18 protein-coding genes and 1 pseudogene are annotated in these 18,276 nt (G+C 59.3%); 11 read left to right on the top strand and 8 right to left on the bottom strand.

All coding sequences use genetic code 11. The features are described from left to right. The first annotated feature begins 5 nt into the window (after positions 1-5). The 4 genes and pseudogenes from IGS75_RS04335 to IGS75_RS04320 all read left to right on the top strand — a co-directional run. The gene (locus IGS75_RS04335) at positions 6-344 is read left to right on the top strand and encodes a P-II family nitrogen regulator (protein WP_024716650.1); all 339 of its coding nucleotides are present in this window, start codon (positions 6-8) and stop codon (positions 342-344) included. Next, positions 344-1,702 carry an ammonium transporter gene (locus IGS75_RS04330; RefSeq protein WP_272929779.1) on the top strand — a complete coding sequence of 453 codons (1,359 nt, stop codon included), beginning with the start codon at positions 344-346 and terminating at the stop codon, positions 1,700-1,702. Before IGS75_RS04335 ends, IGS75_RS04330 begins: the two co-directional genes overlap by 1 nt. Positions 1,703-1,775: 73 nt before the next feature. Further along, positions 1,776-2,273 (top strand): hypothetical protein, encoded by a 498-nt coding sequence (locus tag IGS75_RS04325; RefSeq protein ID WP_202257741.1) that lies wholly within the window; start codon positions 1,776-1,778, stop codon positions 2,271-2,273. Between the two features lie 180 nt (positions 2,274-2,453). After that, positions 2,454-2,997, top strand: a pseudogene (locus tag IGS75_RS04320) (IS5 family transposase); the annotation flags it as partial. Between the two features lie 7 nt (positions 2,998-3,004). Here the strand turns inward: IGS75_RS04320 and IGS75_RS04315 are convergent. Further along, the gene (locus IGS75_RS04315; RefSeq protein WP_202257740.1) at positions 3,005-3,925 is read right to left on the bottom strand and encodes a retroviral-like aspartic protease family protein; all 921 of its coding nucleotides are present in this window, start codon (positions 3,923-3,925) and stop codon (positions 3,005-3,007) included. Next, positions 3,922-4,887 carry a tyrosine recombinase XerC gene (locus IGS75_RS04310; protein ID WP_202257739.1) on the bottom strand — a complete coding sequence of 322 codons (966 nt, stop codon included), beginning with the start codon at positions 4,885-4,887 and terminating at the stop codon, positions 3,922-3,924. The genes IGS75_RS04315 and IGS75_RS04310 overlap by 4 nt, the downstream gene beginning before the upstream one ends. 33 nt (positions 4,888-4,920) lie before the next feature. Here IGS75_RS04310 and IGS75_RS04305 point away from each other — a divergent pair, with 33 nt between their 5' ends. Continuing rightward, a complete protein-coding gene (locus IGS75_RS04305) occupies positions 4,921-7,161 on the top strand; it encodes a primosomal protein N' (RefSeq protein WP_202257738.1) in 2,241 nt (746 codons plus the stop codon). A gap of 10 nt (positions 7,162-7,171) precedes the next feature. Here the strand turns inward: IGS75_RS04305 and IGS75_RS04300 are convergent, their stop codons facing one another. The 3 genes from IGS75_RS04300 to ykgO all read right to left on the bottom strand — a co-directional run bounded on the left by IGS75_RS04300 (position 7,172) and on the right by ykgO (position 8,332). Beyond that, the gene (locus IGS75_RS04300) at positions 7,172-7,414 is read right to left on the bottom strand and encodes a hypothetical protein (protein WP_202257737.1); all 243 of its coding nucleotides are present in this window, start codon (positions 7,412-7,414) and stop codon (positions 7,172-7,174) included. A gap of 79 nt (positions 7,415-7,493) precedes the next feature. Continuing rightward, positions 7,494-8,165, bottom strand: a complete 672-nt coding sequence (locus tag IGS75_RS04295; RefSeq protein ID WP_202258178.1) for a tetratricopeptide repeat protein — start codon at positions 8,163-8,165, stop codon at positions 7,494-7,496. A gap of 41 nt (positions 8,166-8,206) precedes the next feature. After that, the gene (gene ykgO / locus IGS75_RS04290) at positions 8,207-8,332 is read right to left on the bottom strand and encodes a type B 50S ribosomal protein L36 (protein WP_141350496.1); all 126 of its coding nucleotides are present in this window, start codon (positions 8,330-8,332) and stop codon (positions 8,207-8,209) included. Positions 8,333-8,547: 215 nt separating this feature from the next. On the opposite strand from ykgO, the gene IGS75_RS04285 reads away from it, so the two are divergent. From IGS75_RS04285 to IGS75_RS04270, 4 genes are all read left to right on the top strand, one after another. Next, on the top strand, positions 8,548-8,985 hold the full coding sequence (locus tag IGS75_RS04285; RefSeq protein ID WP_141350499.1) for a hypothetical protein: 438 nt from the start codon (positions 8,548-8,550) through the stop codon (positions 8,983-8,985). Between the two features lie 166 nt (positions 8,986-9,151). Continuing rightward, positions 9,152-11,161, top strand: coding sequence for an FUSC family protein (locus IGS75_RS04280; RefSeq protein ID WP_141350502.1), 2,010 nt, complete (start codon positions 9,152-9,154; stop codon positions 11,159-11,161). Next, positions 11,155-11,355 (top strand): DUF1656 domain-containing protein, encoded by a 201-nt coding sequence (locus IGS75_RS04275; protein WP_141350505.1) that lies wholly within the window; start codon positions 11,155-11,157, stop codon positions 11,353-11,355. Before IGS75_RS04280 ends, IGS75_RS04275 begins: the two co-directional genes overlap by 7 nt. A gap of 43 nt (positions 11,356-11,398) precedes the next feature. Next, positions 11,399-12,349, top strand: a complete 951-nt coding sequence (locus tag IGS75_RS04270) for an efflux RND transporter periplasmic adaptor subunit (protein WP_202257736.1) — start codon at positions 11,399-11,401, stop codon at positions 12,347-12,349. A 330-nt stretch (positions 12,350-12,679) separates the two neighbouring features. Here IGS75_RS04270 and IGS75_RS04265 read toward each other — a convergent pair whose 3' ends face one another. Both IGS75_RS04265 and IGS75_RS04260 read right to left on the bottom strand, forming a co-directional pair. Continuing rightward, a complete protein-coding gene (locus IGS75_RS04265; RefSeq protein WP_237468978.1) occupies positions 12,680-13,792 on the bottom strand; it encodes a Hint domain-containing protein in 1,113 nt (370 codons plus the stop codon). Between the two features lie 913 nt (positions 13,793-14,705). Continuing rightward, on the bottom strand, positions 14,706-14,981 hold the full coding sequence (locus IGS75_RS04260) for a transposase (RefSeq protein ID WP_202257734.1): 276 nt from the start codon (positions 14,979-14,981) through the stop codon (positions 14,706-14,708). A 91-nt stretch (positions 14,982-15,072) separates the two neighbouring features. On the opposite strand from IGS75_RS04260, the gene IGS75_RS04255 reads away from it, so the two are divergent. Continuing rightward, positions 15,073-15,279, top strand: coding sequence for a hypothetical protein (locus tag IGS75_RS04255; RefSeq protein ID WP_202257733.1), 207 nt, complete (start codon positions 15,073-15,075; stop codon positions 15,277-15,279). Between the two features lie 78 nt (positions 15,280-15,357). On the opposite strand, the gene IGS75_RS04250 is transcribed toward IGS75_RS04255, so the two are convergent. After that, complete coding sequence (locus IGS75_RS04250; protein ID WP_202257732.1) at positions 15,358-17,478, bottom strand: S9 family peptidase; 2,121 nt, start codon at positions 17,476-17,478, stop codon at positions 15,358-15,360. A gap of 265 nt (positions 17,479-17,743) precedes the next feature. On the opposite strand from IGS75_RS04250, the gene IGS75_RS04245 reads away from it, so the two are divergent. Then, a complete protein-coding gene (locus IGS75_RS04245) occupies positions 17,744-18,256 on the top strand; it encodes a DUF2501 domain-containing protein (protein WP_202257730.1) in 513 nt (170 codons plus the stop codon). The last annotated feature ends 20 nt before the right edge of the window (positions 18,257-18,276 follow it).

The following is an 18,276-nucleotide window of genomic DNA, read 5'->3' as shown; positions in this document are numbered from 1 at the left end:
CGTTCGTGAAGCTCGTTACTGCCATCATCAAACCGTTCAAGCTCGATGACGTCCGCGAGGCCCTGACCCCGCTTGGGGTGCAGGGCCTGACTGTTACCGAGGTCAAGGGTTTTGGCCGCCAGAAAGGCCAGACGGAAATCTATCGCGGCGCTGAGTATCACGTCAGCTTCTTGCCCAAGCTCAAGATCGAGGTCGCCGTTTCCGACACGATTGCCGAGGACGTGATCGAGGCCATCATGACTGCAGCCCGCACCGGCAAGATCGGTGACGGCAAGATTATGGTCTCCAGCCTCGATCAGCTCATCCGCATCCGCACGGGAGAAACCGGCGAGGGCGCTCTGTGATGTCCGCCCATGCGCTGAGGCGCTCCGTACTTTCCCTCGCAGCCGGTGTCGTCGCGCTGCCCGCCATCGCCCAGGCCGCTCCGGCAGCCGCGCCTATCGATACGGGTGATACGGCCTGGATGCTTGTCAGTACGGCCTTTGTCCTGATGATGACCATACCTGGTCTGGCGCTGTTCTATGGTGGCATGGTCCGTAAGAAGAACGTGCTGGCGACGCTGATCCAGTCCTTCATGATCTGTTGCATCGGAAGTCTGGTCTGGATGGTGGCCGGGTACAGTCTGGCGTTCTCGACGGGTTCGCCCTGGATCGGGGATCTGTCGCGCGTCTTGCTTCGGGGCGTTGCGGACAATTTCCATGAGGGGATTGATTCCGCCTTCACGCTTGGCGCGGGCACACCTGCGGCCGTGCCGATGACAATTCCCGAGAGCGTCTACATGATGTTCCAGATGACGTTCGCCGTCATCACTCCAGCCCTTATCACGGGTGCCTATGCCGAGCGCATGAAGTTCTCTTCTATGTGCCTCTTTACGGTGGCCTGGTTGCTGCTGGTCTACGCGCCGGTTGCGCACTGGGTTTGGAGCCCGACCGGCTGGGTTGCAGGGCTTGGTGCGGTGGACTTCGCCGGCGGCACGGTTGTGCACATCAATTCCGGTGTGGCGGGTCTGGTCTGTGCGATCATTCTGGGACGCCGCAAGGGAATTGGCACGGAAGACCTGTCTCCGTTCAACCTGACCTACGCCATTATCGGCGCGTCGCTGCTCTGGGTCGGTTGGTTCGGCTTCAATGCCGGTTCTGCGTTGGGGGCCAATGGTCGGGCGGGTATGGCTATGTTGACGACTCAGGTTGCTGCCGCAGCGGGCGGCGTGGCCTGGATGGTCGTCGAATGGATGCGCACGGGCAAGCCAACGGCGCTGGGGATTATTTCGGGTGCGGTGGCTGGTCTGGTCGCCATTACGCCGGCTGCAGGGTTCGTTCTACCGGGCAGCGCTGTTCTCATTGGTCTGATTGCTGGTGCGGGATGTTTCTGGAGCGCCACCTGGCTCAAGCACCGCTTTAATTATGACGATAGCCTCGATGCGTTCGGCGTCCACGGCACCGGCGGTATCATTGGCGCTATTCTGACCGGCGCATTTGCCTATGGCCCGCTTTCGGCCACGGCGTCCAACCCGGAGGGGACGGTTGCTAGTGTCCATCAGGTCGTGGCGCAGGCCGAGGCCGTGGGTGTGACGGTGGTCTGGTGTGTTATCATGACGACCTTGATCCTTAAGGTTCTGGATCTGGTGATGGGCCTGCGGGTCTCGCCGGAAGAGGAGCTTGAAGGTCTCGACATGATTTTGCATGGTGAGCGCATCAACTGATTGCGCTCATTCGGCGGTTATGCTTGCGGGGGCTGTTTTCTCCCGCCGGTTTCAGAATGAAGGTTCTTTCTGTATGACGTTTACAAAAGCCTTTTCCGGCCTCTCCCTCGCAGCGCTTCTGGTCGCCGGTCTGAGCGTTGCCCCCGCGCATGCCATGACCGCCAAGGAATGCCACGCCGCATTCAAGACGGCCAAGCAGAACGGTTCCCTGAACGGCCAGTCCTACAAGGCCTTCAAGGCGGCCAACTGTGGTGCAACGACCAAGGCTGCGGCTGCTGAAGCCGCACCGACTGCCGTAGCAGCCCCCGCCGCCCCGGCCGCGGCTGCAACTTCGGCCAGCACGGCCGCGCCGGTTGCTACGAAGGCTCCGGTTGCCTCATCGGGCAATGTTGTGTTCCCGACCGTCATTTCTCCCGAGTTCAGTAAGCTCTCGGCTGGCCGCGCCCGCCAGAAGACCTGCGTGGCCCAGTACAACGCCAACAAGGCGAACGGTGGGAACGGTGCTCTAAAATGGATCCAGAAGGGCGGCGGCTACTGGTCGCAGTGCAATTCGCGCCTCAAGGGTGAATGAGCACAGCCTTTCAAATAAGGCCCCTTCCTTTGGGAAGGGGCTTTTTTTTTATGCAGATATTATTCCCACTAGGCTCAGGCTCAGGCTCAGGCTCAGGCTCAGGCTCAGGCTCAGGCTCAGGCTCAGGCTCTGCGAGGAGACTGAAGGTGAGCGACCGGTGTTTGGTTGACGGACAAACAGATGGATCGTCTGTGGCCGCTCTTTCCGAAAAGCCAAGACAGACTCCGAGTTGATAGCCGCCGCGTGTTGAGCTGCATCATTTTTGTGCACCGCAATGGGATGCGCTGGGGCGCATGAGGATTTTCGCCCGGATGATGGATGGCCTGTCTGTTGCAAAGGCCGAGCCCCGAACCATTATGATTGATGCGACCCTGCGGCTAAAAAAGGCGGCATGAACACGAAGCTACATGCCGGTCACCGATCGGAACAGACGACCGCTGAGCCTCTTCATGACGACGGGTCAGGTCAGTAATTATACCGGTGCCTCTGTACTGCAGGACAGTCTTCCTGCCGCACAATGGATGCTGGGAGATCGCGGGTATGACGCCGACTGGTTCAGGGACCCCCTGGAAGAGAAAGGGATAAAGTCCTGCATTCCAGGACGGAAATCTCGCGGGAACCGGTCAAATACGACAGGCGGAAATACAAACGCCGCAATCGCATCGAGACCATGTTTGGAAGGCTCAAGAACTGGCGGCGGGTCGCAACCCGCTACGACAGATGCCTTGCGCCTATCGAAAAAAAAGCTGTTGCGTGGCGTAAGACAGCCAGATCTCGTGATGGGCGAACCAGTCGGAGCCCAGCAGCATGTCTGCCTGATCGTGAACCGGGGCGACTGTCAGGACCGGTCGTGTCCAGACGGTGCTTCCCAGTTCAAGACGCCCGAAATGGTGCCAGTGGTATTCGCGTTCCTTCATGTCCACGCCCGCTGTCAGGCCACCGGGATCGAGGGCGAGCTGGTCGTCGGTCAGGCCCAGGCGATGGGCGAAATCCGTGCTCACGATATGTGAGCGCGCGCCGCTGTCCAGCAGGGCCGTGCCCCTCAGGCCGTCCAGCGTGAAGGCTACGGTCAGACGCCCAGATTGCCGGTGTATGGGTGTGGTCGTCCAGTGTCCGGTCCAGACGGGAGGCTGCTTACACAGGCGGGAGCCCAGACGGATAGTCCATAAAGTCAGGCGCTGGTGTGGGACATCGAATTCCAAATCGTAATCCGCCAGAACATCCGCGCCGAGCAGGCCCAGAACGGGGGGCGTGATCATGGGCGAACCCGGGAGCATCCCGACGGCCATTGTTCCGGGGCCAAGGGGAAGTTCGGCCGCAGGGTGCGTGCCAAGCCGGAGATCCTGAATCCGGACGTTCGGCACCAGGCGTGGGCTACCATTGGGGCCCTGCATCATGGTGCGGTGTTCGGGGTCGGTCGGCAGGCGCAGGGCGGAGACTCCAGCCGGCGTTATGAGGCTGCCTTCTGAGCCTGTATCCACGATCATGGAGGCCGCCCGTCCGTTCACCGTCACGGACACGCTCAGATATCCTCCGTCATCGCGCAGCGGCAACACGATGGCGCGGCTCATTTCGCAGACGGGGGCGGCGTGAACCGTTGTTGCGTACAGTGCCATGCCCAGGATCAGGGCGGCCGGTAGAAGGCGTCTCATGACTCTTGCGCCGCCCGTGGGTGGGCTTTGCGCCAGACATCAAGCAGGTGTTTTTCATCTGCCAGCGTATAGGCCTGCGTGGTGGAGAGGCTGGCATGACCCATCAGTTCCTGAATGGTGCGCAGGTCGGCCCCGCCTTCCATCAGATGCGTCGCAAAGGAATGGCGCAGGGCATGGGGCGTTGCGGAATCAGGCAGACCTTCGCCCTTGCGCCAGGTCCGCATGGCGCGCTGGGCTACGCCGGGATTGAGCCGCCCACCGCGCACCCCGCAGAACAGGGGCGCATCGGGCGTCGGAGACGGATGGGCAGCTTTCCAGCTTTCCAGCACCTTGATCACGGCCGGAAGTAAAGGCACGAGCCGTTCCTTGCCACCCTTACCGACGACCCGGAGCATGTTTTGTCCTGCGTTGGTCAGATCGCGGATATTGAGCGCCAGTGCCTCGCCGATCCGCATCCCGGTGCCATAAAGCAGCATGAACAGTGCGCGGTCCCGAAATGCCGCCAGGCTGGTTTCCGCATCATCGGAAATACCTTCTGCCGCTGCCCGTGCGGCGTCTTCTCCAAGAGGGCGCGGCAGGCGCTTTTTCGTGCGCGGCGTGGCGAGTAGTGAGGGTGCAGGATTGGAGAGATCGTGCCGTAGACCCAGATACCGGAAGAACGACCGCAGCGCGGAGACATGCCTCGCCCGCGAGCGTGCCCGCGAGTCGGCGCTGGTGATGCGGCGTGTTGGTTGTTCGCTACGGGCCGTTTCATGGGCAAGCCAGGCGCGCAGGTCCGCAAGCGAGAGTTTTCTCAGGTCCGCCAATGTCACCTCGGCGCCCAGATGCTGCTGAAAAAACGTCAGTGCCAGCAGAATGTCGTGTCGGTAGGCTTCGACCGTGCGTGGGCTCGAACGCCTCTCGTGAGTCAGCCATTCGGTCCAGTCCCGCAGGGCATCGAGCGCCATTAATGTGGCCGTCATGGCATTTCGGAGCGTGGGAGGTTAGATACGATCATGGCATCCAGCAGCCTATCCAAGCCTGATCTCCGGCGAAAGCCACCTTCCACCGGAACGCGTGTTTCGGTGCTCGTGCCGCTGCCGTTTCCGGGGCCACTCGACTACCTCGCGCCTATGCCGCTTCAGCCCGGAGATCTTGTCTCTGTTCCGTTGGGTCGACGTGAAACCGTGGGGTGTGTCTGGGAAACCGACCGCACTCTGCCAGCTGATTTCGCCTTGCCGGTCGGCCGTGAGGTCCCGCTTGCGCGTCTGCGTCCCGTGGCGGGAAAGCTGGATGTTCGGCCCCTTCCCCAGAGCCTGCGCCGCTTCATAGACTGGGTTGCTGCCTATACGCTGACCCCGCCGGGTCTGGTGCTGGCGATGGCGATGCGTATCCATCTGAAAGATGCGCCCAAGCCCACTTTGGGCTGGGTGCGGACTGATGCACTGGAAGGCGATCTGCGCATCACGCCGGCTCGCCGTTCGGTGCTCAATTTTGTTTCGTCTACGCCCATGACAACTGCCGAGCTGGGTTCCCGAAGCGGGGCGAGTGCTGCCGTGATCCGTGGTCTGGCCAGTGCTGGTTTGCTGCGCGAGGCTGTTATTGACGTGGCCGCCCCGTTCGCAACGCCGGACCCGAGCCACGGTGCGCCGAAACTCTCCGAAGAACAGGCTGAAGTCGCGCAGGAACTCTGTAGGCCGGTCGAAGCCGGTCGGTTTCAGGTCACCCTGCTGGAAGGCGTGACCGGTTCAGGGAAGACCGAGGTCTATTTCGAGGCTGTGGCGGCTTGTCTGGCCAAGGGAAAACAGGCCTTGGTCTTGCTGCCGGAAATCGCGCTTTCCGCTCAGTGGACGGATCGTTTCATCCGGCGTTTTGGGGTCGAACCTGCCATCTGGCACTCCGATCTCGGGGCCAAGCGCCGGCGTGAGACATGGCGGGCCGTGGCGGAAGGCAGTGCCCGCGTTGTGGTGGGGGCCCGTTCGGCACTCTTCCTGCCGTTTGCTGATCTGGGCCTCGTCGTGGTGGACGAGGAGCATGAGAGCGCTTTTAAGCAGGAAGAGGGCGTCATGTATCATGGGCGGGACATGGCGGTTGTTCGCGCCCGTCTGGCGGATGCACCGGCCATTCTCGTCTCCGCCACGCCATCGCTCGAAACGCTTGCGAATGTGGAGAGCGGACGCTACCGGCACGAACTTCTGACCGCACGGCATGGTGGGGCGACCCTACCGGATGTGTCGTTGGTGGATATGCGGGCAGACCCGCCCGAACGCGGCCTGTTTCTGTCGCCCAAGCTCTGCACTGCTATTGATGAAACGCTGGAGAAGGGGGAGCAGGCCATGCTGTTTCTCAACCGGCGCGGCTATGCGCCCCTGACGCTGTGCCGGGCCTGCGGGCACCGGATGCAGTGTCCGAACTGTTCAGCCTGGCTGGTGGAGCATAGGGCGCGGGGCATTCTGACCTGCCATCATTGCGGGCATAACGAGCGGATTCCGAAGGACTGCCCGGAATGTCACGCCGAGAATTCGCTCGTGCCCATCGGGCCGGGAATTGAGCGTATCACGGAAGAGGCCAAGCTGCGCTTTCCGGAAGCGAAACTGCTGGTGATGTCCTCCGATACGCTCGGTTCTCCCGCCGCTACGGCGGAGGCGGTTCGGAAGATTTCGGACGGAGAGGTCAATCTTATCATCGGCACGCAGATTGTGGCCAAGGGCTGGCATTTTCCGAAACTGACGCTCGTGGGCGTTGTTGATGCCGATCTGGGCCTGGGGGGCGGAGATTTACGCGCTGCGGAGCGGACCGTGCAGCTTCTGCATCAGGTCGCGGGCCGTGCGGGCCGTGCGGAGCACCGCGGGCGCGTGCTGCTCCAGAGTTATGTCGGCGAGCATCCGGTCATGACGGCTCTGGTCTCCAATGATTTCCAGACCTTCATGGAGCAGGAGGCCGAGCAGAGACGCCCGTCATTCTGGCCGCCTTACGGACGATTGGCTGCGCTGATCGTAAGTGCGCCCAGTGCGGAAGCGGCAGATGCGCTGGCGCGGGAAATTGCACTCTCTGCGCCAGAGCGGGAAGGGGTGCAGGTCTTGGGGCCAGCTCCGGCCCCGCTTGCTGTTCTGCGCGGAAGGCATCGCCGCAGACTGTTGTTGCGGACGATGCGAGGCATCGCCGTGCAGCCGATTCTGCGTCAATGGCTTGGAGATATCAAACCGACCGGCGGAGCAAAGGTCGATATCGATATCGACCCTATTTCCTTCCTTTAGGGCTGGAAAATCAGCCCTTGCGCTTGCGGAAAAACTCGACCGAAGCGGTCACGACCGCGATTACTGCCAGAATCTGCTGGAAATACGGGCGGAAGCGCTTGGGTCCAAATGTGGCCATGGCGGTCATGCCGGCGAGGCCGATTTCACGGGCGCGCGTGGCTTTCTGACAGCAGGTCTTCATCTTGGAGCAGCAGCTTTTCTTCGCGTTCGGCTCTGTAATGATGGTTTCGGGGGCGGGGGAATGCTTGGTCATAAAAATCTCCTGAAAAAAAGAATCAGGGGATGAACACCCGGCAATACAAGGGGTTGCCAGAGCAAGGGACGCCGAAGCGTCAGTCCTGCTGGCCGTCCCGGGCCTGCTCCAGCGTTTTGAGCTGCTTGTCAGAATCGGGTGTTTTCGGATTCAGCAGCAGCATTTGATGGAAGGCCTTGAGAGCGGCCTCGGGCTCATGCCGTTCATGTTCTGCTTCCGCAAGCATGCCCCAGGCCGTCGGATCACCGGGATCAACCTGAAGCTCAACGCCCAGATCGGCGATGGCTCCGTTGCTGTCACCCGCAGCCAGCCGGATGGCGGCACGCTGACGGTAAAGCACGAACTGGTCAGGCTGGATCGTGATTGCGGCTGTCAGATCGTCCTGTGCCTGCTGGAAATCATGTTTTTCCAGCGCATTATGCGAATCGCTGATGAGCATCTGTACGCTGCCGGTCAGGGCGCGGCTGCGGAGGGCTTCGGCACGTTCGGAGATTTCGCTAGCTTGCTTTTCATTCCCCGCCATGGCGAGAGCCTTTTCTGCATCCATAAGGCGGTTATGGAGCGTTTTGCGCGGCGGATGGGGCGATGAAGCAGGGGGTGTGGCCTTTGCCTTTGCCGCCTGAGAGGCGGGAAGGGCAGGCTGTGCAGTAGAAGGCGCTGCGGAGCCGTACGTAGCAGGATCTGCGGCGCATGCAGCCAGAACTGGCAGAAAAGTCAGGGCCGGGCTACAAAGCAGAACGGCGCCAGCCATTAGCCAGCGCCGCCTGTCCGTCATCCGGCAGACCAAGGGGTTCAGCCCTGGCGAGCCTTCATGCGCGGGTTCTTCTTGTTGATGATGTAAATGCGGCCGCGGCGGCGGACAACACGGCAGTCCTTGTCGCGGACCTTGGCAGACTTCAGGCTGTTGCGGATCTTCATGGTTGCAGGCTCTCGACGGGTAAGGCCCTTGCGGACCGGACAGCGGGCCGGAACGCCCGCGAAAGAATGGCCCCGATTACCCACCCCACCCTGCAGAGTCAAGCTGGTAAGCCATGCAGACGGCGGAATTCCTTGCTGCGGCCTGTTTGCAACAACCTGCAACAGCCTCGTTCAGGGTCTTTGTCCAGTTCGGATTTTCTCCTAACGTAAGAGTCATGATCAAGCGCCATTCCCGTCCCGCCCTTCTGCTGGCCCTTCTTCCTCTCACCTTCGCCCTCGCCAGCCCTGTCGCGGTTCGGGCTGATGATGGCGAGGCCAAGACTAATGACGACGATCCCACGATTAACCAGCAGGGTTTTGCCATCAACAAGATCCTTCGGGTGCTGCAGACCAACCCTGACGCGGCGGGTGACACTTGCATCAACGCGCTAAAGGAGATGCATCAGGCGCAGACGGCGCTGAGCAAGGAAGAAGGCATCGATCCTGAACACAATCAGGACATTGGTGTTGCGCGTGACGTTCTTTCCTCAGAAATGGAGGATGTCACGAATATGTGTGGTGCTGATGCCCGAACCTATTGTCGTACGTCTACATCCCATCCGGACCCCAAGCTGACTGCGGCCTGCAACGCTCTCCCACCCGAAGAAGAGTAGCCTCCTGGACGGTGAAAATTCGAAGCACCATCTGTCAAAACGTGTCCAGAGAATTCGAGGGCTAACTTTTTCGGGCAAGCGCTCCTAAGGTTGGAAGTCTACTTCTGGTAATGAGGGCCGTGGGGCTGATTCTGATAAAGTCTGTGCCGGTTAGGGGGTATCTCTCTTGACTGAGGCACTACAGTCAGTTCTTCGTCCAGGGTGGCTCCAATTCAGTCTCAGGACCTGGTTTGCACTTGTCCTGGCGCTTGGAACGGCTTTCTGGTCGCAGCTTGACTCTCCGGCCAGTGCTGGCGTGACCGTCATGATCCTGGCGCAGCCTCTACGTGGTCAGGCGTTGTCCAAGGCGTTCTACCGCCTTGCCGGCACCGTGCTCGGTGTCAGTGTCTCCATTATCCTTGTTGCGATGTTCAATGAGGAGCGTGCTCTTTCTCTTGGTGGCGCAGCCCTCTGGATTTCAGCCTGTGCGTTTGTAGGGTCGCTGGAGCGTGACTTTCGGTCGTATGGGGCACTTCTGGCAGGCTATACGGTCGCGCTGGTGGCCATCCCCACTATGGATGACCCGCAGAACATCTACCCTGTCAGCATTGCGCGCGCCTCGGATATCGCCATTGGCGTTGCATCCATCGCTGTAGTGAACATTCTTTCGGGCTCTCCGGAAGCCTGGCGCAGACTGTCCACGGCCATGGAGACGCTGTCCCATCGTGTGCGGCAGACCGGAAAGTCCGCCATCATGGGCGAGCCGATCGCAACGCCGGAAGAGATGATCGGGCTAAGCGGCGAGATCCTCGCGCTCATGACCCAGATTTCCTACGCCCGGACCGAAGTCGAACGCGGACGTCTGCGGATGGCGGGCGCGCGCCTGGGCATCATCGGCATGCTAACGGTCCTGACCACGAGTCGTGCGATTGCATTGCTTCTGGAAACGGGCGGCATTTCCGACATTCTGATCCGTCACGTTCGGGCCTGGCATGAGCGCTCCGAAGACGGCACAACCCGCCTTGAGACAATGGATACGATTCTGGACGGCATCCGCAAGGAAGACCCGGGTTTCGTCCCTTCAGCACGGGAAGCCTGGTTTTTCGAGCGCTGCTCGACGTTGCTTAGTAACCGTCTGCATATCCGCACCGGTATGAACACGCTCCTGCGCGCTACCCCGGCGGGCGATGCACTCAAGCTGGCCCATCTCGAGAGCAATCCGGACTATGTGACGGCGTTCATCAACGCGATGCGTGTCCTGCTGGGCTTTAGTGTGGCCGCCGCGCTTTGTCTCGCCTCCAGTATTCCGGCTTCCGTTACGGCCCTGGCGCAGACGGCGCTGGTTCTGACGCTGGCGTCTACCGCCATTGACACCGCTCAGTTCGGCAAGGGCGCGATTATCGGCATGCCTGCAGGCATTCTCGTGGCGGCATGGCTGGACTTTATGATTCTGCCCCATATTGAGAGCATGTTGGGGCTGGCGCTGGTGCTTTTGCCGCAGACCGTCATTTCCTGCCTGTTGCTGATGAATCCGAAAACAAGCGCCATCGGCTTCAATTACGGCGTGTTCTTTCTGGTGTTTATCGGACTCGGCAATCATCACAATTACGACCCCCTGGCCTTCATCACCCGCAATACCTTCTATGCGATGGCGGCCGTACTCTCTTTCGTGCTGCTGGTCCTGCTCTGGCCCCCCACGGCGCGAAGGCATCGCTTCCGGCTGGCGGTTTCCATCGCCTATGATCTGGAGAGGCAGCTTGCTGGACATGGCGAGCGGATGGGGCCGCCGCTTCTTAGCCGGAAATACGAACGCCTGAGCCAGTTCCTGATGTGGACGGGCCGGATGCACGATCCCGGCCTGTGCTCCCGGCGTGTCTTCAACCGTTTCGTGGCCCTTGAGGATTTTTCCAGCACGATCGCCCGTGTTCGGCACTATCTGGATCAGGCGGGGCATCTTCATGGCCTCAGGCCCATGGTTCGTCATGTCCGCCGCTTGTTGGCCCACGATAGGCTCGGCCTTCTGGAAGCCGAAATTCCCGAACTTCAGGCCATGTTTTTCGAGCGTTTGTCTGACGGTATTCGCGAAGAGCAGTCGATGATCATCAACTGTATTGGTGGTCTTGAAGCTGTACGGACGATGGTGCGCCTGAACCGCTCCGCCGTGCATCATTATGGAATAGGACGCAAACGATGGTGATGACACAGGTTGTCGATCTCGATGGCGTGCTGGTTTCGGCGTTCGTGATCAATCTGGCGCTGGCGCTCCTGACGTTGGCTATCCTGCGTTGGATCATGGGCTGGTTCGATCTGTGGCGTTTCGTCTGGGATCCGCCACTGGCCCAGTTCGGTATCCTGATCTGCCTGATCGGTCTCTACACACTGATCCTTTGATCCCCCTTCGAACTTCTTCTTCCGAAACCAAGGTGACCTTCCCGTGCTTGCCAATGCCCATCGCCTGATCCGCTTGACCATCACGCTCTGTATTCTCGTGGTGGCGGCTCTCGTGGTCGTCATTCTGTGGGATTACTATACGGCCTCTCCCTGGACCCGGAACGGACAGGTCCGTGCGCAGGTCGCCAATATCGCGCCGCGCGTCTCGGGACAGATCATCGAAGTGCGAGTGAAGGACAACCAGTTCGTTCACAAGGGGGACGTGCTCTATGTCATTGACCCGTTCGACTTCAAGGTGGCGCTCGATACCGCCAAAGCCCGTGTGGTCGAGCGCAAGGCCGACCTTGAATTTCGTGTCGTTCAGGCCCAGTGGCGCAAGGCCATCCCCGGCACTGCCGTTTCAGTCGAGGAAAAACGGCAGTACGAAGCGCTTTCGCAGCAGATGCAGGCCCAGTACGCCGCAGCCGAAGCCGCGGAGCATCAGGCCGAAATCAACCTTGAGCGAACGCAGGTCCGCAGTTCCATCGACGGCATCGTGACCAATCTCATCATGCGGCCCGGTGATTTCGCAACCGCTGGTGTGGTCAACATCCACATCATCGACACCAGTTCCTACTGGGTGGACGGCTATTTCGAGGAAACCAAGGTTCATGATCTTGACGAAGGTGATCTCGTCCGCATGGATCTGATGGGCTATCATGACCCGCTCTTCGGCCATGTCGAAAGTATTACCCGCGGTATCGCCAGCAACAACGCGCTGGTGAACAAGCAGGGCCTTCCGGAAGTGGATCCGGTCTATACTTGGGTGCGTCTGGCGCAGCGTATCCCGGTCCGCGTGAAGATCGACAAGATCCCCGATGACCTGACGCTCGCCGCTGGTATGACGGCCACCGTGACTGTCGTGTCAGAAGAGGGCAACCGCCGTCACCGCTCCACTCATGCTGCCTTCCAGCACTTCGGCGACGATATCCGCCATCTGTTCGGTCACAGATGAAATCACCCGCATCGGGCGACAGTTTCATGGAGAGGATCTTGTCGACCATGCCGTTGAAAAAACAGCTCGACGAGTACCTGAAATATCTCGGAGAGTTTCGGTGGGTGCCACCAGCCTATGGAGTACTTTGTTGTGCCATGCGGGGCATGAGGGTGTAGGGGAGCATCCCGCCCGGGAAATCCTTCGCCCGGCGTTGCGGCGCATGGTCGTCTTGGGGGACTAGAACAGTCCAGGCTGAAGCAGAGTGCGTAGTATCATGTTTTTCGTTTAAATATGGATTACCCCCACCCACAGATCCGGGCGGGGGTAACGTCATATTACAGGGCGACTTTAGGCTGTAACCGCGATTTCTGCCTTTGCAGTTTCATTCAGGACGTACGGTCCCGCATTTTTGATCTGAAGAGCTAGAAGGGCAATGCTGTTGGGGTGACGCTCGCCGAGGGGCAGCATGGCGTTGCCAGCCGTCCAGCGCGTACCTGCCTGTTCGAGTGTATTCCAGCCATCCAGCTCACCTTCGGTCAGATGTGCCGTGATGTTGTGAGTGCAATTGCTCTCGAACATCAGGACTTCGCCAACCTCAACGCCGAAGTAGCGGCGGTCATCGACGAACGGGCCAATGACATCGCTGGGGCGGCTTGCGTTGGAGACGATGCGCACACTCTTCACGCCCGTCGGGATCATGAAAACAACGCGGTCATCTGCCGCGCGGGCAGCGTGGATAACCATGCCATTGCTCGTCTCGAGACGCAGATCGGATTCTTGGGTCAGAACCGGAGCCGAGTTCTGGCTTGCAATTGCAGCCTGCTTTGCGCGGGCTTCGATCTGGCTGAACAGCGGCTCGACGAACTCGCGGCTGACACCAAGGGGGGCTGCTGCGTCGTCGTTCCAGGACAGGGCACGTGACGGCGTGAGGGAAACGACCTTGCCATCCTGGCGGAAAGAGCGGCGGTTTCCGGTGTCGAGATAGGATTCGGTCAGCATGCCGTCGGCGGTGATGACAGAGTGCTGCTCGGTCTCGACGTGGTAGTAATCGTAGGACGTGATGGACTTGTCGTAGAAGATCGAGCTGCCGTTCACCAGCATACGGGCGGGTACGAACTTTCCGTCAAGGAACAGGCAATGCTCGGCGGTGATCAGCATGTCCTTGTAGGGTACGCCATCAGCGATTGCGTTCTTGAGAATGCGCACCGGCCAGCCAGCTTCGTCATCCGGCAGGTGGGCGCTGACCACAGCATGCGCTTTTCCAGCCCATACGACAGAGCGGCTGACATCTTTGTTGGCTGCCCAGTCAAGGGCAATAACATTGTCTCCGATCTGGAGATCTTCGACAGCAACTTCGCCTTTGGACGTACGGATCATGCTGCCCGGTAGGAAGCAGACGATTGTTACCGTGTCTCCGGAGAAGCTGTAGTTGTCCTTGCTGTAGCCTTTAGCAAATGTCACATTTGCCAGAACTGTATTATTTTGATCTAAAATTTCAGATCCGTCGTTGCTCCAATGAAGAGACGTGGTCGCGCCATTGTTGAAAACAATTTTGTCACGCGGAGACAGGTTGTTCAGGGTGAGGACACCGCTGGCAGCATTGTTTGTGACTGTGAGAGTGTTGTATGCAGAAGAATCTGCAGGGGACGCACCGAACGTCACAGCAGTCTTGAGCGTGCCAACAGTCAGGGCGCTGCCATTGGCAATGGTTATAGCGCTTCCAGTTAATGTTCCAAGAACCGTTAAATGGGCAGATTCAACAGCCAGGGCGCCGTCGTTGGTAACGCTTCCGTCAATTGTAAGGTAACCATTTCCCGTAAGAGTTACATTGCCCTTTGTTGTAAGGGAACTGGACGTGAAAGGTGAGGATGCGCTTCCCTCGTCTCCCCAAGAGTATTGTGTTGGAGAAATATTTACACTGATTGCGCTTTTTGTTCCGTCGAGAACAATATCTTTATAATTGTAATTTTCTCCGCTCCAGTTTCCACTTGATGTAACGGTAATAGTTGTCACTTCTTAATTCCCAATTTCCGCAAACAAATCTTTACAGCCCTTTAAGCTGAGGCGTTTATCACCGAAAGGTGAAGTGAGGGCAAGGGGAGAGTTAATAAAAAACAAAACATTAAAAAAATATGAAGAAAGCTTCTGGCAATCACGTTGTGAGAGCTCGGGAGCAGATGGGCGAGCATGCGCGCTTCAGATAAAAGCGAAGTGGATTCGGGGTCTTCTGGTGAGGCCTGATCGATCAGTATGCTGATCCTGTCTCACCAGACGTTGCGTCTGCGTTCTGCGCTTTTGCGAAGATGGCCTTGAGTTTGGAGAAGGCCTTCTCAATGGAGTTGCAGTCCGGGCTGTAAGGCAGGAAATAGCTCGATCAGCATCTGCTGCTTCGCGCGGCCTGAACGCTAGGACCTTTGTGAGAGCCAAGATTGTCCGTGATGATAATGTCGCCTGGCGGCAGATCGGCCATCAGCACGCGATCGACATAGCGCTGAAAGCTGTGGCCATTGATCGGAGCATCCAGCGCCATGGGCGTTACGATATTGCTTGGTCGTAACCCGGCGACGACTATCGCCGTTTTCCAGTGACGATGTAGCGTTGAAGCGTTCAGCTTCTGGCTGCGCAGACACCGCCCATAATGGCGCGCCATATTGGTGGAAGCTCAGGTTAAATCAATGAAGACCAGCCCTGCCGGATTGAGATCGGGCAGGGTATCGAGCCACTCCCGGTGTCGTGTCCGGATGTTCGAGTTCCGCCGCTTGAGCGGTATTTTTTTATCTGATCTTATGGCGTGCGAAAAAGCGCTACAGCGTGCCGATGGCACAGTGATGGTCATCCTCAGCCAGTTGAGCGCGAATCTCGGCCAAGGTCAGATTGCCCTTCTCTGCTGTCATGGACATTGGCGCCAGGTGGCGGGGCGGTTAGGGGAAGGCTCTATTGATCCGTGAGGGTCGAGCCAGTCGTTCCCCCTTTTTTGCTACGAAGGATGCGCTATCCATGTAGATCTGGCTCAATACCGCTATTTATTAGGTGCGATAAGTGCGATCTATCGCCCAAATCGCGAAGGCCTGAACGAGCGCGACTTCTTCCAGTCTTTTGAAGCGGCCCGACGAGCCACCGTGGCCGGCTTCCATGTTGATGCGGCACAGGAACGGGCCGCCGGACGTGACTTCGCGCAGCTTGGCGATCCATTTCGCGGGCTCCCAATAGGTTACGCGCGGATCGGATAGTCCGCCCATTGCCAGAACGGGCGGATACGCTTTGGGTGCGATGTTGTCATAAGGCGAATAACTGGCGATCAGGTCGTAGGCGGCAGGGTCTTCCAGCGGATTGCCCCATTCTGGCCATTCCGGCGGCGTGAGCGGCAGGGAGACGTCGGACATGGTGTTAAGCATGTCCACGAACGGCACTTGGGCGGCGATGCCGGCAAACAGTTCGGGCGCCATGTTTGTGATCGCCCCCATAAGCAATCCGCCAGCCGAGCCACCCTGCGCGACGATGCGCCCGGCCGAGCCATAACCTTCCGAGACGAGGTGGCGGGCGCAGGCGATGAAATCGATGAATGTGTTGGGCTTTTTCGCCCCGCGTCCGTCCAGGAACCAGTTCCAGCCCTTTTCAGAGCCACCGCGTACATGGGCGATGGCATGGATCCAGCCCCGGTCTACCAGGCTGAATACGGTTGTGGAGAAATCGGCGTCCATGGCAATGCCGTAGGAGCCATATCCATACAGAAGAAGGGGTGCCGATCCGTCCAGAACCTGTCCTTTGCGCATCAGGACCGTGATGGGAACCTGCGCGCCATCTGGGGATGTCGCAAACAGGCGGCGCGTCTCGTACCGGCTTGCATCATGGCCGGACGGGACTTCGCGGATCTTGCGCAGCACACGCTCGCCGCTCGCCATGTCGTAATCGTACCAGTGCGCCGGGTTGGTCGGCGACTGGTAGATGTAGCGCAGAATGGGGAGGTCATATTCCAGCGTGCCCAGCATTGTCAGGTCATAGGCGGGCTCGTCCATGCCGATGGCCTTAGCCTGCGTGCGGATATCGCCTTCCGTGCCTTCGGGCACGACGAGAATATGGATGTTGCCATCCCGACGCTCGGCCCAGGCGAGATGCCCGCGCGAGGCGCTGGCCCCCAGGAGATAATGCCCTTCGCGATACGGAACGAAGGGCGCCCAGTTCTCGCGTTCCGTTGCCGTGTCGGGCGTCTGCATGAATTGGAAGTCCACGGCTCCGCCTGCGTTGGTCAGGATGATGAAGCGGTCGTTCCAGTGCGTCAGGGAATAGCGCTCGCCCCGTACCAGAGGGGCCGCCACGACGGGCGGGATCGTCGGATCGGACGCCGGGATGAGTAATGTCTCATTGGTGTCATGGTCGCCGCGCTCGATGACGATCCATTTGCGCGATGCGCTGACGCCGATGCTGAGGAAGAACCCCGGATCGGTTTCATCAAAGACCAGAACATCCTCGCCTCCCGTCAGCGGGCGGCGATAGATCTTCGACGGACGGCCATTGTCATCCCGGTAGATCCAGAACAGCCACTCGCTGTCCGGTGAAATGGCGAAGCTGCCTGTCGTGCTCGGTACGGGCGGGGCGCAGAGCTTTCCGGTTTCCAGATCCTCGACCTGAATTCGATAGACCTCGGAACCCTGAATGTCCTCTGCGTAGACGAAATATCGGTGATCGGGAGAATGGTCGGTCTGCGAGAGCGCGTAATAGTCGTGCTGCTTCGCGAGAGCATCGGCATCGAGCAGGACCTGTTCCGTGCCACCGCCGCGCGGGCAACGAACCCGCAGCGGATGCTGGGCTCCGTCCTCGAAGCGGGCATAATATTCCCATGGACCATCCGGGACCGGCACGGAGGCCTCTGCTGGCGGGATGCGGCCGATCATTTCCTGAAGAAGTGTCTCGCGCAACGGCTCCATGCCCGTCAGTACGGCTTCCGCGTAGGCGTTCTCCGCTTTCAGATGTGCGGCGATGTCCTCGCGCAGAACGGATGGGTCCCGCAAGACCTGCTGCCAGTTCTCATCTTTCATCCAGGCATAGGAATCCGTGCGTGTCCGGCCAAGCTGTGTAGTGCTCAGTGGTTCACGGCGGGCAACGGGAGGAACGGGGGCGGCGGAGGGAGCATCGGGGAGCTTTGACATGGGTAAACTGTGAAGCAGAAACCGTCGCCATTCAATGCGCTCCTGCTGGGGAAGCGAAGGTCCACGATGTGTTCAACAAATCGTAATCATCCAAAAGTTCTTGCATGATTGTCATGAAGAAAAAGGGTATCCTTCAAGAAACCACATCCGGTCTTGAGTGTTAATTAAGGCAATGGATCATCTTTTATGATGTCCCAGGTTGGATGATTTCTGTATCTCCTTCTCGGCGCGCGCAGGTCATCCTGTATATGGAAAGAATAGTGCCATGATCTCGAATAAATATTTCGTTGTTCTTGCCGCTGCCGGACTGGCCATTTCGGGTGCTGCTGTTGCCCAGACGATCCCGCCTATCCCGCAGAGCAGCCCCGTCCGGACGATCCCGGCTGGAACCCAGGCAACCCTGCCTTCCGCCAATTTTCAGGCAGTTGCTGCTGGTAAGAGCATCCTAACTGCCGCATCGCCGGGCACGCTGGGCGCGGATGGTCTTCCGTCCATCGAGAATGCACAGGCTGGTAACGTTGCGGGACTGAGCTATTACTGTGTGCAGAAGAAACTGGTGCTCGGCACGTCGCCGATCGTGGCCGCTCGAACAATTGCGAAGCGCCCAGATGTTCAGAGTGACCAGTTCTATTCGCTCGGTGGCAAGGGCCTGCTCCAGACGGCTGGCGGCAATGTCTTCGACATCAGTACCCTGCCCAAGGACAAGCGCGTCATGACGTGTAACGACATCATCAAGAAGGCTCAGTCCTTTGGGAGTTCTTCTGTCGTCGGACATTAAGGCGTCATCACCTCAATGCA

The organism is Gluconobacter sphaericus (assembly GCF_016757795.1).
GTDB classification, from domain to species: Bacteria; Pseudomonadota; Alphaproteobacteria; order Acetobacterales; family Acetobacteraceae; genus Gluconobacter; species Gluconobacter sphaericus.
The sequence above is the reverse complement of the archived record's forward strand: the minus strand, read 5'-3'. Positions and strand labels throughout refer to the sequence as shown.